The following is a 14,617-nucleotide window of genomic DNA, read 5'->3' on the forward strand; positions in this document are numbered from 1 at the left end:
GTGTGACAGTCGAGCGTCAGAGGGATGCACCCTCTCGCCGTTGGGACGAAGGACCTAGAAAACGTGGAAGTCGTCACGAGATGCCCCGCCCGCTCGCACGACGCGGCGTCACCGATGACAATTGCTCCCATGCCTCAGCTGCCGCGCACCGTCAACGTCTTCGTGCCGGCGAGCCCTACCCGCGCCGAGATAGTCGCCGGGCTGCGCATCACGGCGCCCGTGGCCGCCGGTTACATTCCCCTGGGCCTCGCGTACGGCCTGCTGGTCGTCCAGCTCGGGATGCCGTGGTGGATGGCTCCCGCCCTCTCGCTGGCCGCCTATTCGGGATCGGCGGAGCTGCTGGTCGTGACCCTGGCCTCGCACAACACCCCGCTCGCGGTGATCGCCGTGACGATGCTGCTGGTGAACTTCCGCCTGATCTTCTTTGCGTTCTCCTTCCCGCTGCACGTCATCGAGGGCCGGGCGGCCCGCCTCTTGTCGATGTACGCCCTCGTTGACGAGGCCTACGCACTCACCGCCGCACGCCCCAACGGGTGGACAAAACCTCGACTGTTGGCGATGCAAGCCCTGTTTCACGTCACCTGGCTCGTCTCGGGCCTGGTGGGAGTGTTCGCGGGCTCGTTGATTCCCACTCAGATTCACGGCCTGGACTTCGCGCTCACCGCCCTGTTTATCACGCTGACGCTGGACGCTTCCCGCTCCGCACGGGAGCTTCCGTCAGTGGCGTTGGCCGGGATCGCGTTTGCGGTTGCGATGGCGCTCGCCCCGGCCCATCGCCTGCTCGTTGCCCTCCTCCTCTTCGTCGCCTTCCTGTCGGGGCGCCACCTCCTGCGCAGGCGCGGCCTCCTCCCCCTGCCTCGCCCGAGGGCCGCGCGCGTCCTTGGAACCGCGACGGATCGGGGGATCGCCCGGTGACCCCGACGCTGGCCTACCTGCTGGCCATCCTGGTGATCGTCTTCGTCATTGACTTCACGCTGCGGGCCCTTCCTTTCAAGATCCTGGAGCCCCTGCGCGACTCGCGTTTCGTGTCCGACATGGCGGCGTGGATGCCGCCGGGAATCATGCTCATCCTGGTTGTGTCGACGCTCGTCGACAACGCCCAAGCGGCCGGGGAACGCTCGTGGGCCGCGCTCGTGGCCGCGGGCGTGACGGTGGCCGTCCACCTGCTGAGCGGCCGCAGGCTCCTGTGGAGCGTCGGCATCGGGACGGTGTGTTACGTGGCACTGCTGAACTGGCAGTGAGACTCGGGGACGGGAGGCACCGCTCGCGCGCGATCGGGTGGCATCGGCGGGGGCTAGGACCCGGGGAGGCCATGGACAAGCACCCGACGCGTCGCCTACCCTGACTAACGGCGCCCGTTCCCACCGGCGCCCACCCATCGGAGCCGGACACCGAGGAGAAGAACGTGACGACGAGCAGCGGGAACCCGCTCCCAGTCGGCCCCGCGACGGGCACCACGGCATCCGTTCTGCTGGTCGACGACGAGGCGGCCATCATCGATGGCCTCGCGCCCTTCCTGCGCCGCTGCGGCTTCACGGTCCACACGGCCCGGGACGGGGAGGAGGGGTTGGCCGCCCACGGCCGACTCGAACCCGACATCGTCGTCTCCGACATTATGATGCCCCACATGGACGGACGCGAGATGGTGCGCCGCATCCGTGCGGGCGGCACGTGGACCCCCGTCATCCTGCTCACGCAGATCGACACCTCCTTCGAGCGTTCGGCCGCGCTGGACGAGGGCGCCGACGACTACCTGTCCAAGCCCTTCGATCCTCAGGAGCTGGTCTCGCGCATCCGCGCCGTGCTGCGCCGCTCCATGCACTCGGCGCGCCCCCTGTCGGCCGCCGAGCGCCTCACCAGCGGAAGCCTCGTGCTTGATCGCCTCGCCCGCCGCGCCTTCCTGGCCGACAGGGAGCTTGAGCTGACCCCGAAGGCGATGGGGCTCCTCGACTACCTGATGACGCACCCGGGTGAGCTTCACACCCGCGAGCGCCTCCTGTCGGTGCTGTGGGGCATCGACTTCGCCTCCTCCACGCGCGCGGTGGACCACCGCATCCGGGAGATCCGCGCGGCCCTGGGGGAGGACCCCTCCGACCCGGTGTTTATCGAGACCGTCCCCTCCGGGGGGTACCGCTTCATCGGGAAGGTAACGCGATGAGCCGTCGATTGGTGCTCTCCCTGGCACCCCTTGCGGTCGCGAGCGTCTGCGCCCTGGCGTGGTGGCTGGCGGGTCCGGATCTGGAACTCCGCGTCGCGGTGTCCCTGCCCGTCCTCTTCGTTGCGGCCGGGTTTCTCGTGTCGGCTACAGCCGTGGCGCTCGAGCTTTTCTCGTCCGCGTTGTCGCGGGAGCGCCTGGCCGGTGCGGCGGAGGCGCAGGCGCGCCGGGATCTTGAGCACCGGCAGTTTCTGGCGCGCCTGGACCACGAGTTGAAGAATCCCCTGACGGCGATCCTCGCGGCCACGGCGCCCGCCAACGACGAGGCCTCGGTCCTCGTGGCGGCCCAGGCCAGGCGCATGGGAGTGCTCGTGACGGATCTGCGCAAACTGGCCGACCTGTCGTCGGCGCCCATGGAGCGCGAGCTGGTGGACCTGGAGGAGGCGGCGCGCGACGCCGTGGAGGCCGCGCGCTCCAGCGTGGGCGAGGCGCGCAGCTTCACCCTGGTCTTCCCCACCGCCCCGTGGCCTCTGCCGCACGTTGTTGGGGACGCGGATCTTCTGTATTCCGCGATCCAGAACGTCGTGTTCAACGCGGTGAAGTACTCCGGCGAGGGCGACAGCATCGAGGTGCGTGGCAGCCAGTCGGAGGACGGGGTGAGCATCGAGGTAGCCGACACGGGGATCGGGGTTCCCGAGGCCGAACGCCAGAGCGTGTGGGCGGAGCTGGCACGCGGGTCGAACGCGGTCGGGCGCTCCGGGTCGGGGCTGGGCCTGCCTCTTGTGCGCCTGGTCATTGAGCGGCACGGCGGGCACGTGCGCCTCACCTCGCGTGAGGGAGTGGGAACCAGCGTCGTCCTCACCCTTCCGTTGCCCGAGGAGGCTTCTTCCGCTCCGCCGAGGATCCCCCAGCCGCCGAAATGAACGCCTGCCCCCACCAGTGACGGGGCTGGTGGGGGCAGGGGGCTTGGCGTCAGGGTTGGCGTTGAGCCGCGGCGGGCAGGGCCGCTCGGGGGGCCTGCCCGCCTGCGGCAGCGTCACTTCTGCGCGCGAATCTCGACGCGCCGGTTCTGAGCGCGGCCCTCGTCCGTCTCGTTGTCGGCGATGGGCTCGGCCTCACCCTTCCCATCGGTCGTGATCGAGAGGCCGGGGACCTTGCTCGCCAGGTAGTCGCCCACGGCCTTCGCCCGACGCTTGGACAGGTCGAGGTTGTGGGCGTCGTCGGCGACCGAGTCCGTGTGTCCCGTCACCGAGACCTTGGAGGGCTTGGTCTTGGACCACTCCGACGCCAGGGAATCGAGGATCTCCCTGGCCCTGGCCGTGAGCTGGTCGGAGTCGACCTCGAAGTTCACGTCCCCCGAGAGCGTGGTGATCGTCGTGTCCTTCTTCTGCTTCGTCGAGACTGCGCCGTCGGTGGTTCCGACGGAGTAGAGGACTTCAACGGGCTCGGGGTAGACGACCTGCGGATTGCTCTGGGGGCCGGAGTAGTCGACTCCCGGCGGGTTCTCCGCGTAGGCGGGGCTCATGCCGACACCGACGACGAGCGCGAGGACCGCGACGCCAGCCGATCCGATTCTCTTGACCGCGATCATGGCGCTCACTCCCTCGTCACGGGCACGTTTTCGAAGGGCGTGCCGACGCCCTGGATCTCCACATCGACCTTGGTCAGGTCCGCAGGAAGGCCCTTGAAGGTGGTGTACACCGTGCGACTTTCACCGGTATCGAGCCCGGAACCCTGGTAGTCGCTGCAGATGCAGGTTCCGTCCTCGGCCTTCCCCGGCGAGTAGACGAGGTGACGGGAATAGTCGATGAGTTTCACGCCATCGGACAGCGCTTGGTCACCACCGAAGGCACGCATCCACCATATCCCGATCTTCGACCCCGTATTCGTGAAGGTCATGGTCAGCGTCGTCACGTCCTCCTTGACGACCACCGAGTTGATGTCGACCCGGAAGCTCTCCCCGATATCGGTCTTTCCCTCCCAGGTGCTCAGAACCTGGGAGGAGCGCGCCCTGGGGTTGCCGTTTGCCTGCGACGAGGAGTTCGACTGGGGGGCCGCCGCGTCGCTGGATTGGGAGGCCGACGGGGTGGGGTTCGATCCGCCTCCGCTCTCTCGTTTCCACACGCTCAGGTGGCAGCCGCTCAGGGCGAGCGCCAGGGGCAGCGCAGTCATGACAGCGAGGATCCTGCGTGTCTTCCCGCTCCGTTGTGCCTTCATGTCAATCATCCTCCGGTCGTGTTCCGTCGTACTTATCCCAGCGCCAGGGGCGCCGACGTAAGAAGTCTAACCGCAATGTTTGACCATCCGGTCGCAAATGTGTCGCAGTCTGGCGACACGGTGTCACGCATCGGAAACAGAGCGGGGGATCGTGGCGGAGAGACGGCAGAGAGGCGGGCCGCCGCGTCCGCGACGCGAACGCGATAGGATTGTGTCCATGCACACAGAGTCGTACTTGCATCACGGACACACGGTCTACGAGCACCGCCTGGAGGTCCCGCTGGACCACCTGCGCCCCCGCGGGGATGACAACCCGACGATTGAGCTGTTTGCGCGCGAAGTCGTGCGCAAGGGGCACGAGGATTCCCCCTACGCGGTGTTCCTGCAGGGAGGTCCGGGCTATCCAAGTCCCCGCTTCGGCTCCTTCGGGGGCGGCTGGATGAACCGTCTTCTCCAGGACTACAGGGTGGTCCTGCTGGACCAGCGAGGCACGGGCCAGTCCACGCGCATGGACGCCCAGGCACTCTCCCACCTGGCGACGGACGAGGAGAAGGCCGACTACCTGCGGCACTTCCGCCAGGACCAGATCGTCTACGACGCCGAGGCGCTGCGCAAGGAGCTGTGCGGGGACGAGCCATGGACGACGCTGGGCCAGTCCTTCGGCGGATTCATCACGACCTCCTACCTGTCCCTGGCGCCCCGGGGCCTCAAGGCCAGCCTGATCACGGGTGGCCTGCCCGGCCTCGTCCATGTGGACGACATCTACCGGCTCACCTACGAGCGCACGGCCGCCCGCAACCGCGCCTATTTCCGCCGCCATCCGGGCGACGAGAAGACGGTGCGGGAGCTGTGCGCACACCTGGCGGACACGGAAGAGGTGCTGCCGACGGGCGAGCGCCTCTCCCCCACTCGCCTGCGCATGATCGGCATGATGCTGGGCGGGCAGGCGAACACGGACCAACTGCACTACCTGCTGGAGGGTCCGTGGGTCAGCGTCGGCGGGGCGCGGCGCCTGTCCTCGCAGTTCCTTCAGGCCGTCGCCGCGCAGGTCAGCGTCGCGCCGATCTACGGGGTGTTCCAGGAATACATCTACGCGTGCGCCACCCCCGAGCTGGCGGGAACGGCAACGGGGTGGGCGGCGGACCGCCTGGCGGAGGAGGTGCCCGGCTTCGCCAAGGGCGCGGATCCGCTCGATACGAAGGAACCGTTCTACCTCACGGGCGAGCACTTCATGCGTCACGTCTTCGAGGAGGATCCGGCCCTGGCTCCCCTGGCGGGCGTCGCCGATATCCTTGCCTCCACGAGGCAGGCCCCTCCCGTGTACCTGCCCGAAGTCCTGGCCACCAACACGGTGCCCGTGGCTGCAGCCGTGTACTACGACGACATGTTCGTGCCGCGCGAGCTATCCCTGGAAACGGGCGAGTTAATCGGCGCGCGCCACTACATCACCAACGAGTACCAGCACGATGGTTCCGCCTACTCCGGCGGCTCGGTCGTGTCCCACCTGCTTGACCTGCTGGCCGACTGAGGCCGACCGATCACCCGATTGAAAGGACGCTCCATGGCTCCCCTCTCCTCCTGCTCCTGTCCCTGCGCCGCGGACCCAACCCGGATCGCCGGCTTGGCGGCGGGGGTTGGCGCCACCGTCGCGTGGTACGCACTGCCCGATTACGTGCGTTCGCGCCCGCTGCGCGGGCTCATCAAGACCGGGCTCCTGGGGGTGATCGGCTGGTCGCTCGTGTCGATGCTGCCCGATGAGCCGGAACTGGCACCCTACGACGACGAGGTTGACTGCTCGAAAGGCGCGGAGGCTGCCGACGAGGATCCCCTTGAGGGGGTGACGGAGGCCGCACCCTGCGAGCTGGCGGTCCTCGGGGGCGCGGTAGCGGGATCCGCGCTTGTCACGCTTGCGCTCGAGCGGTGGTTGTTCCGTCGCGGGGAACGCCGCCGCGCGAGCGGGGTGCGTTTCGCCCACACGAGGCAGGGGCTGGCCCTCGGGGGACTCGCGGCCGTCTTGGACGCGGCGACGCTGGCGTCGCGGTCACAGGGCGCGTGCGGGCTGCCTCGAGGGTAGGTTCGCGCGACGCCGCGCGCCCCCTTAACGACCGAGCTTCGTCGCCGTGATCCAGGCGACGAAGGCGCCGATCCATCCGCACAGCATGATGAGGATGGGCGCACCCAGGGCCGTCCACCAGGAGGAGGCGGGAACGAAGTACCTCACGGCTCCGAATGCTGTGGGGGTGAGCGCAATGATCGCGATCGAGATCGTCGCGGTCATCGCGCCGACGGGGCGACGCTTGAACGCTAGGCCCACGACGTCGCGGCGCGTCTTGCCCTGACCGGCGGCGACCCGCGAGATGTGCTGGCGCACTGCGGAGCCCATGGCGCGCAGGGGAAACAGTGCGCTCCACGCCAGCCCAACGATGAGGGCTACCTGACGACTGCCGAGCGCGTAGATGAAACCGACAATGGACCAGCCGAGCAGGTAGGAGACGGACACGCCCAAGCACAGGGAGAACAGCGGTTTGAACACCAGCCAGTGCAGCTGATTTTCGTAGACGTTGGCGGCGGGGTTCTGCTCGAGGAGGTCGCGGTACAGGCGGCTGCTGGCGTCGGCGTGGTCGTCCGCTTCGAGGGAAGCGATGGATTCTCGAGCAGCCACATTCTCCGGCTCGAGCGCGAGGACGCGTTGGAAGACTTCGAGCGCCGCTTTCTCGTCATCCCTGGCGAGCACCCTGCCGAGGGTGTTGAGCACATAGGAGTCTTCGGGGTCGAGATTCTCGGCTTCACGCGCCGCGTGCAGCGCCTCCTCCCACCGGTGGTTACGCGCAAGAGCGTTGGCCTTTGTGGCATGGCTAGTCCCCACCTCTGGACTGCTCTCGACGAGGCGTGTTGCATGGTCGAGCGCGCGACGAGAATCCGGCTCTAGGTGCGCCAGCCAGTACAGCGCCATCGCGTGATTGGGCGAGGCTTCGATAGCTCGTCGGGCGCACTCATACGCCTTCTCCTTCTGATCGAGGGTCAGGTGGGCTTGGACGAGGGCGCAATTCACTCGCGCCGCGGCCTCCGGATCGCTCTGAGGGATCGTGGCGAGCTCTTCGATGGCCTGTTGGGGACGCTTGATGTCGATCAAGAAATAGGCGCGCTCAATCCGCTCCTTGATGTCATCGTTGGACATCGATCCTCCTCGGTCTCACGTAGCAAACGGCGAGTGGTGGGCGGCGTGCTGACGCCGCCCACCACCTCACATGAGGTTGTTTGCCCTCATGTACTCGGCGAGGTCGTCGTATTGGCCGTCTCGGTTGCCGTATTCGATGAAGTTGCGGGCGGTCACGAACCAGGGCCCAGCGCTGGGCCGAATCTGCTCCAGCGCCCTCAGGAAGTCGTGCATGGTCACCATGCGCACGTTGCCGGTACGCAAGGAGTCCATCATCGCGTATTCGACGGCGCTGTCGACCAGGTGGGCCAGGTCGGCACCGGTGAATCCTTGGGTGCGCTGCACGAGGTGGCCCAGGTCGATGCCTTCGACGGGACGGGACTTGAGGTGGTGGTAGAGGACTGCCTGTCGGGCGGGGCCGTCGGGAGGCAGGACGGCGACGCTGCGGTCGAAGCGTCCGGGCCTGCGCAGCGCGGAGTCCACGTCCCACGGGGTGTTGGTGGCGGCGAGGATGAACACGCCTTCGTTATCGGATCCGATGCCATCCAGTTCCATGAGGAGCTGGTTGGTGATCGGTCGCATGTTGTAAGATCCGGCGTGCGATCGCCGCATGCCCATCGCATCGATTTCGTCGAGGAAAAGCACGACGGGTGCGTTGGCACGCGCGGTCTCGAAGAGCTCGTGGAGGTTAGCTTCCGATTCACCGAAGTAGCGTGCCATGACATCGCTGATCCTAACGTTCATGAATGCGGCACCGACCTCGCCAGCGAGAGCGCGGGCGATGTAGGTCTTGCCGCATCCGGGAGGACCGTACAGCAGCAGGCCGCCGTTGAGGCTCTTGCCGTAGAGCTTGCGGATTTCCGGGTTGCGAAGCGGAGCCAGGAAGGCCATGGTGAGGCGGTCCTTGACGGACTGCATGCCGCCCACGTCCTCCAGCGTTGACGTCACACTCTCGATGTCCCACACCTCACCCTGGGGTTTGTCGTCAACTTCGATTTCGCCTTCGACTTCCCCCTGCTTCACGAATGCGGGCGCAGGCCCGCCGACCTGCTTCTCGGCACTCTTCCAGTCGAAGCGTTGCTCTTTGGCGCCATCGGTATGAGCGGCACCATCACGCTCGTTTCCGGCCTCAGCCGCCGGAGCGTGTTCCTCGTCGGGGGTCGCTTCCTCGGTCGCATGCGGAAAGGCCGGGGGATGTACCGACACGATCGCGGGAATGCCTGCATCCTCCGAGGCGTGGGCCACCGCAGTGGACTCGTCGGCACCGCCGCTGTCGGATACGCCCTGAATCTGCGACGCGTCCTGCGGGTAGGGGACGGGTTTTTCAGCCGGTTCCGCGGCGGACGCCACGGCCGCGTCGACATCAGGGGTCGAGGGCACGGTGTCTTCGGTAAACGCCGCGGACTCTTCGGCGACGGGACTCTCCGAGGACGAGGCCGCCTCGTCAGGGGAGGAACCAGCCGCCGGAGCGGGGGCCTCGGGTGCGCCGAGGGCGCTGCGCATGAGGGCAGCGACGCGCTCGTTGGTCGGGTCGGCGGCGAGAACGACGGCGAGATGAGGGATGGCTTCGCCGCCCCTCCCCTCGGCGATCAGGAGTTCCGCGAGATGCTCTCGCAGGGGGTGGTCCTCGGGCCGTTGTTCGATGATCGACACGAGGGAGTCAATGAGGGGATTCGTCATGCCCACAAGCCTACCGGCTGGCAGGCTAGCAGGTTCACGCGCACGCGCGGATTGCCGGTGAATCAGAGCGTGCGCGAGGCGATCCTGCGCTGCGCTTGCAGCGAGCGCCACGCGTTGAAGAGGCTCATCGCCAGGGGAATGGACACGAGGGCTGCCAGGAGGCAGGACTGCGCGACGATGGCGACCCCCGCGATGACCAAGAAGGCCGCAAACCAGGCGCGCTGCATGCGCGCGCACGCGGTCATGATGGATCCGTCGGCCCGGGCGGCCCGCAGGGCGACGTGGGAGTCGGAGAAGATGACGAGATCTTCGTTTCCGGACCATTCACGGCGCCACCTCAGGTCGTTGACGGTGAGCGCAGCGAGGAGGGACAGGAGGACGAGGCCTCCCCCGACGATCAGCGCGCTGGCCGCGAAGGAGAGGGTGTGGTCGTCCGGCTCCGACATGGAGGCAATCTGCGCGGCGGCGACGATGCCGCTGACGGAGACGATGAGGACGGCGGTGACGACGACGATGGCGAGGTTGATGCGCGCGGCGATCGTCTGCTCGGCGCGCACGCGGTTGTATCGGCGCAGCCGATCGTTACCCAAGCGGTAGGGTCTTGGCGCCGCCTCGAATTTTGAGGATCTGGATCTCACTCCCCCACAATATCCTTGTTTGTTGATATCTCATACCTTTGCGCGATGGAGTGAGGTGTCAAATCCATAACATTTCCGGCGGTCAGCATACGCCGGGAGTGTCGCCCCGCATCCCGCGCTGGCGCTCGCCCGCACCCGCGGGGCCGCTCGGCTCGGTCCGGGAAAGGGGGGCGACCAGCGGCTTCACACCCACGTGGGGGACGTGGTGACGGTGGCTCCACCGGGAATACGGGGGCGACAGGCAGCTTCGCCCCCTCCACCGGGGTGACCTCGTCCACGAAAGGTGGCCCCGTGTCTTCGACACCGGGCGCACGCGCGGCATCTTGGGAGTTTGTCACGGTCTTGCACGCGTGGGAATGGACGGAGTAGTCTGCTGAACAAGCGGCACCTGACCCACCGGTGGCCAAGCACTGTTTAGTTGGAGCGAATCGATGAGCACCCCCCCCCCGAGCGTTTCGGCGGTGGATTCAGCGGTCCCGTATTCTGCCGGGACCGTCGAGTTCGCCGAGTCCTTTTCGTGGGACTTCCCAGTTGACGTGGACGCAGTTCAGTCACTGAAGGACTGGTGCGACACACCAATGATGGCGCTCGACAACGCCATCGCGGATGCGACGACAGCGCGCGGACAGGTCGAGCACCAGAGAGCTAGGCTGGTGGAGACCGTCGTCGAGCACCTGACCAATATGATCTCCGCCAGTGAGCACGCCGTGTCATGTTTCCGCTCGTTACATTCCGCCCTGGAGGATTACGCGGGCGCAATGCAGCCCGTCAGGACGGAATTTCAGGCCATCATCACCGACGCCACGGCGGCCGGACTGACGGTCGCTCACAACGGCACGACAGTCACCGTGAGCCACCCTGCGAACGTTCCGGGCGGAGTCGGCGTCATCTTTGCGTCGCTGAAGGAGCGCTGTGGCATCAATCAGAAGAAGTTCGCCTACGCAGAATCACTGTTCGGTGACGATCTCGCAGGCATCGACCCCACCGTCTGGGAGTCAACAATCCTCGCGGCATTCAACAGATTCGTCGACACGTACGGATTCCCCACGGGATTGAACGCGTCAGCTCGCCTGCCCGGCTGGGCGGACACGATGCGCAACACCCTGGGAGACACGATCGAGTCGGTCTACCTGCAGGCGAAGGGAGCCAAGTACCAGGCACCAGCCGGAATCAAAGACGCATCCCTCTGGAAGCAGATCAGCGAGCGAGGAAACCTCAAAAACTGGAAAGTCCCGGGGGTGGATGCCGTCAAGGGCGGCAGCCGAACGATCAAGGCGGCCGACGCCCTGCGAACGGGCGGCAAGCTCGCAGGCCGCGCGTGCGCGGTCCTCGACGGCGTCGTCAGCGCCTACGACAGCTACCAGTCGGACTCCTACCACCACCCGGAGATGGGACAGGGTGAGAAGGTAGCAAGAGCGGGCGTGATGGGCGCTGCCAGCGCGACAGGCGCATACGTCGGAGCCACCTACGGGGCACAACTTGGCGCAGCCATCGGGGCAGTCGGCGGTCCCGTCGGGATTCTCGCCGGAGGCGTGATCGGCGGCGTTATTGGTGGACTTGCCGGAAGCAAACTCGGACAAACGGTAGGGAATATTGTCAACGACGGTATGCACTCACTCATCAACAGTGGAGGTTCACAGTCATGATTTTCTGGGAAGTGGTTGGTGCGATTTTCGGTCTCATGATTATCGGCGCATGGTACATGGAGACCTATCTCGACACCACGTTCTCTAGCAACTCACGCATCATCACCTCGCGGATGAGCAGCAGCGCGAGAAGCCAAGCAACAACACGCCCACTCGTTGGCCTTGGTTTCTTCATCTGCAGCCTCGGAAACACCAGCTATAAATTGGGGCTCCATTACGTCATGACGGGGATCCTCACAGCCGTCGGTATACTCTGTTTTCTTATCGGCGCCATCTACCATTTCTTCCCCTTACCAGTTCCCCGCTGGGCCGACGCTCGGTATCAGTACATGAAGCGCCACGGCATGTTGGACGAGAACGGTGACCCCCTCCCGCAGTTCGAGCTTTCGGAGGACTCCGAGGAGTCTGCTGACGACAAGCAGGGCTGGAGCACGCCATGAGTCTGTCGTCCTATTGGCTCATGCCTCCGCGATGGTCTTCCTGCCCAAAGGAGGACATTGCCTCGATCCTCGACCAGGCATTCGGGAGCGCCGACGACACACAGGATCGTACGCCAGGCAGCGATCAGCATCCAGCCGAAGGAGGTGTCATCGCCCTAGCGGTCGGCCCCACTGATGCCGACTACGACTTCACCCCCACCATCCTCGTGCTCGCATCCCCGATCCCCGCGAGCACCACGCCCGCGCAGGCGCTCACCGACTCGGCACGGTCCATGTCCGATCAGGTTCCCGGCTTCCGCATGCTGGAGGATTGCGCGTGGCCGACGCGACCCGAATCGTCGCAGCTGCGCACGGGGATCTACATTCAGGGCAAGGTTCCCATCACCGCCTGCCAGTGGGCATGGATTCATTCCGACGGCGGGAATGAGTTCCTCCTCACGGCGACAGCAACGATGACGACACCCGCTTTCGGCGACCTGAACGAAGACGTTCTCGCGATCATCATGAGCCTGGAGGTGCGCAATGCCTGACCGTCCTCACATCGTCCTTCCAGGCGATGTCACCTCGAGCTTCGCCACCTCCGAGGGGCTCACCGGCGACGCGGCACATCTCGCGGCTCTCATGAGCACGGCTCGCTCACGAACGGTCATCGCCACTACATCTCCGGACGCTTCCCAGTGCCGCCAGGCTCTCATCTGGATGCAGCCGGGTCCCTGCGTCGTCGCCCGGACTGCGACTACCCCCGACGGCGACACTGAGACCCACATGTATCAGATCGATAACGAGGAAATCCCCCACGTCGCGGCGGCGATATCTCCCCTCACGCCAAACCCTGCCGTCTTCGACGGGCCTCCCGTACTGCCGACGGCCATCGTGTACGCCGCACAGCAGGGCATGACCGAACAGACGGCACAGCTCCTCGAGAACTATTCCTCCTACGGCCCCTCAGATTCCGCCTTCGCGCAAGCTCTCGTGGCCCAACGCTGGGCATACACGACCTGGATCCGGGAAGAGCGCACGGACAAGGACTCCTTTGTTCCGACCTCCACCCTCTCCACCTTCATCACACCAGCGGCCGCCTACAGGGTCGAGGCTCCGCTTTTTGCGCCTAGCACCGGACCTCACATCCCCGTCCACCCCATCTACAACACGCAGCTCTGGGCGCTCATCACGTATTTCTTCACCCTGTCACCCGAGAGGAATCAGCCATGACATACGTCAACATCGAATGGAACTACAACGAAGTTCAGTCCATCATATCGGCCCTCGACCGTGCCTCCACCTCCCTGAAGAAAGTGCCGACGCCGAGCACCACGAACACAGGCAGCACCCACCATGCGGCCCTGATGAAACACCTCACGACTCTTGACACAACCATCAGCCAGATGGCGTGGATCGCAAACGGCGTCGCCCTGGGCCTGGGCGCAGCGACAGAAGACTTCAAGTGCACGGACGACGCGGCCGCCGACGTCCTCCGTGAGATCCAGCGGTACAACGACACATACAACCATAGGTATCCGGTCCGTCCCACCACCTGAGGACGCCCCCGCCACCCCCTGGAGGAGCGCCCCGTCCGCGGCCTCGTAGGCGCGCGAGACACCACAGCGACACTCCGGGCGGCGGGCGCTACCCTGGTGCCTGTAGGCGGGGCCGTCGGCCTCGTCCCTTGACCCACGCCGAGCAGGAGGAGCCCATGGCGATTGAGCCCGTGTTCGAGGCCATCAACTGGAACAAGATCCAAGACGAGAAGGACCTTGAGGTCTGGGACCGCCTGACGGGCAACTTCTGGCTGCCGGAGAAGGTCCCGCTGTCCAACGACCTGCCGAGCTGGAAGACCCTCACCAAGGGCGAGCAGCTCATGACGAACCGCGTGTTCACGGGCCTGACGCTCCTGGACACCCTGCAGGGCACGGTCGGGGCGGTCTCTCTGATCCCGGACGCGCGCACCCCCCACGAGGAGGCCGTCTACACGAACATCGCGTTCATGGAGTCGGTACACGCCAAGTCCTACTCCTCGATTTTCTCGACGCTGCTGTCCACGGAGGAGATCAACGAGTCCTTCCGCTGGTCGAACGAAAACGCGGCGCTGCAGAAGAAGGCCGAGATCATCAAGTCCTACTACGACGGGGACGACGCGGAGAAGCGCAAGGTTGCCTCGACGATGCTCGAGTCCTTCCTCTTCTACTCGGGCTTCTACGCTCCCATGTACTGGAGCGCGCACGCCAAGCTGACGAACACGGCCGACCTGATTCGCCTGATCATCCGCGACGAGGCGGTCCACGGCTACTACATCGGCTACAAGTACCAGCTCGCGGTGAACGAGTCGAGCCAGGAACGCCAGGACGATCTGCGCGACTACACGTACTCTCTGCTGTACGAGCTCTACGAGAACGAGGAGCAGTACACGGAGGACCTGTACGATCCGCTGGGCCTGACCGAGGACGTCAAGAAGTTCCTGCGCTACAACGCGAACAAGGCGCTCATGAACCTCGGGTACGAGGCCCTCTTCCCGCACGACGCCACCAACGTCAACCCGGCGATCCTCGCCGCGCTGAGCCCGAACGCGGACGAGAATCACGATTTCTTCTCCGGTTCCGGTTCCTCCTACGTGATGGGCGAGGTCGTCGACACCGAGGACGAGGACTGGGACTTCTAGGACCGCCCTGTCGGCAACGGCTTTCGGG

The 14,617-nt window shown here is 65.8% G+C and carries 17 protein-coding genes; 12 read left to right on the forward strand and 5 right to left on the reverse strand.

The annotated features are described in order from the left end of the window. Positions 1-129 precede the first annotated feature (129 nt). The 4 genes from HMPREF9006_RS06155 to HMPREF9006_RS06170 all read left to right on the forward strand — a co-directional run bounded on the left by HMPREF9006_RS06155 (position 130) and on the right by HMPREF9006_RS06170 (position 3,078). A complete protein-coding gene (locus HMPREF9006_RS06155) occupies positions 130-915 on the forward strand; it encodes an AzlC family ABC transporter permease (RefSeq protein ID WP_232209839.1) in 786 nt (261 codons plus the stop codon). Continuing rightward, positions 912-1,241: a branched-chain amino acid transporter permease gene (locus HMPREF9006_RS06160; RefSeq protein ID WP_009212710.1), complete on the forward strand. Its 330-nt coding sequence runs from the start codon at positions 912-914 to the stop codon at positions 1,239-1,241. Before HMPREF9006_RS06155 ends, HMPREF9006_RS06160 begins: the two co-directional genes overlap by 4 nt. A 164-nt stretch (positions 1,242-1,405) precedes the next feature. Then, positions 1,406-2,158 (forward strand): response regulator transcription factor, encoded by a 753-nt coding sequence (locus HMPREF9006_RS06165; RefSeq protein ID WP_009212711.1) that lies wholly within the window; start codon positions 1,406-1,408, stop codon positions 2,156-2,158. Further along, complete coding sequence (locus tag HMPREF9006_RS06170) at positions 2,155-3,078, forward strand: sensor histidine kinase (protein ID WP_009212712.1); 924 nt, start codon at positions 2,155-2,157, stop codon at positions 3,076-3,078. Before HMPREF9006_RS06165 ends, HMPREF9006_RS06170 begins: the two co-directional genes overlap by 4 nt. A gap of 113 nt (positions 3,079-3,191) precedes the next feature. Here HMPREF9006_RS06170 and HMPREF9006_RS06175 read toward each other — a convergent pair whose 3' ends face one another. Beyond that, positions 3,192-3,746 (reverse strand): OmpA family protein, encoded by a 555-nt coding sequence (locus HMPREF9006_RS06175; protein WP_009212713.1) that lies wholly within the window; start codon positions 3,744-3,746, stop codon positions 3,192-3,194. A 5-nt stretch (positions 3,747-3,751) separates the two neighbouring features. Continuing rightward, complete coding sequence (locus HMPREF9006_RS06180; RefSeq protein ID WP_232209840.1) at positions 3,752-4,327, reverse strand: hypothetical protein; 576 nt, start codon at positions 4,325-4,327, stop codon at positions 3,752-3,754. 262 nt (positions 4,328-4,589) lie between these two features. Here HMPREF9006_RS06180 and HMPREF9006_RS06185 point away from each other — a divergent pair, with 262 nt between their 5' ends. Together HMPREF9006_RS06185 and HMPREF9006_RS06190 are read left to right on the forward strand one after the other, a co-directional pair. After that, complete coding sequence (locus tag HMPREF9006_RS06185; RefSeq protein WP_034231285.1) at positions 4,590-5,900, forward strand: alpha/beta fold hydrolase; 1,311 nt, start codon at positions 4,590-4,592, stop codon at positions 5,898-5,900. A 33-nt stretch (positions 5,901-5,933) separates the two neighbouring features. Next, on the forward strand, positions 5,934-6,446 hold the full coding sequence (locus HMPREF9006_RS06190; RefSeq protein WP_009212716.1) for a hypothetical protein: 513 nt from the start codon (positions 5,934-5,936) through the stop codon (positions 6,444-6,446). A gap of 24 nt (positions 6,447-6,470) precedes the next feature. On the opposite strand, the gene HMPREF9006_RS06195 is transcribed toward HMPREF9006_RS06190, so the two are convergent. The 3 genes from HMPREF9006_RS06195 to HMPREF9006_RS06205 all read right to left on the reverse strand — a co-directional run bounded on the left by HMPREF9006_RS06195 (position 6,471) and on the right by HMPREF9006_RS06205 (position 9,799). After that, positions 6,471-7,550 (reverse strand): tetratricopeptide repeat protein, encoded by a 1,080-nt coding sequence (locus tag HMPREF9006_RS06195; RefSeq protein WP_009212717.1) that lies wholly within the window; start codon positions 7,548-7,550, stop codon positions 6,471-6,473. Between the two features lie 66 nt (positions 7,551-7,616). Continuing rightward, complete coding sequence (locus HMPREF9006_RS06200) at positions 7,617-9,209, reverse strand: ATP-binding protein (RefSeq protein WP_009212718.1); 1,593 nt, start codon at positions 9,207-9,209, stop codon at positions 7,617-7,619. A gap of 62 nt (positions 9,210-9,271) precedes the next feature. Continuing rightward, on the reverse strand, positions 9,272-9,799 hold the full coding sequence (locus tag HMPREF9006_RS06205) for a hypothetical protein (protein WP_198002544.1): 528 nt from the start codon (positions 9,797-9,799) through the stop codon (positions 9,272-9,274). Positions 9,800-10,278: 479 nt separating this feature from the next. On the opposite strand from HMPREF9006_RS06205, the gene HMPREF9006_RS06210 reads away from it, so the two are divergent. From HMPREF9006_RS06210 to nrdF, 6 genes are all read left to right on the forward strand, one after another. Continuing rightward, positions 10,279-11,493 (forward strand): hypothetical protein, encoded by a 1,215-nt coding sequence (locus HMPREF9006_RS06210; RefSeq protein WP_009212720.1) that lies wholly within the window; start codon positions 10,279-10,281, stop codon positions 11,491-11,493. Continuing rightward, entirely contained in the window at positions 11,490-11,933 is a 444-nt protein-coding gene (locus tag HMPREF9006_RS06215) for a hypothetical protein (RefSeq protein WP_009212721.1), read from the forward strand. The genes HMPREF9006_RS06210 and HMPREF9006_RS06215 overlap by 4 nt, the downstream gene beginning before the upstream one ends. Further along, positions 11,930-12,463, forward strand: a complete 534-nt coding sequence (locus HMPREF9006_RS06220; RefSeq protein ID WP_009212722.1) for a hypothetical protein — start codon at positions 11,930-11,932, stop codon at positions 12,461-12,463. Before HMPREF9006_RS06215 ends, HMPREF9006_RS06220 begins: the two co-directional genes overlap by 4 nt. Further along, positions 12,456-13,145, forward strand: a complete 690-nt coding sequence (locus tag HMPREF9006_RS06225) for a hypothetical protein (RefSeq protein ID WP_009212723.1) — start codon at positions 12,456-12,458, stop codon at positions 13,143-13,145. The genes HMPREF9006_RS06220 and HMPREF9006_RS06225 overlap by 8 nt, the downstream gene beginning before the upstream one ends. Beyond that, a complete protein-coding gene (locus HMPREF9006_RS06230) occupies positions 13,142-13,471 on the forward strand; it encodes a hypothetical protein (protein ID WP_009212724.1) in 330 nt (109 codons plus the stop codon). The genes HMPREF9006_RS06225 and HMPREF9006_RS06230 overlap by 4 nt, the downstream gene beginning before the upstream one ends. Before the next feature lie 155 nt (positions 13,472-13,626). Beyond that, on the forward strand, positions 13,627-14,589 hold the full coding sequence (nrdF, locus tag HMPREF9006_RS06235; RefSeq protein WP_034231290.1) for a class 1b ribonucleoside-diphosphate reductase subunit beta: 963 nt from the start codon (positions 13,627-13,629) through the stop codon (positions 14,587-14,589). The last annotated feature ends 28 nt before the right edge of the window (positions 14,590-14,617 follow it).

Source organism: Actinomyces sp. oral taxon 180 str. F0310 (genome assembly GCF_000185285.1).
In the GTDB taxonomy this organism is placed as follows: Bacteria; Actinomycetota; Actinomycetes; order Actinomycetales; family Actinomycetaceae; genus Pauljensenia.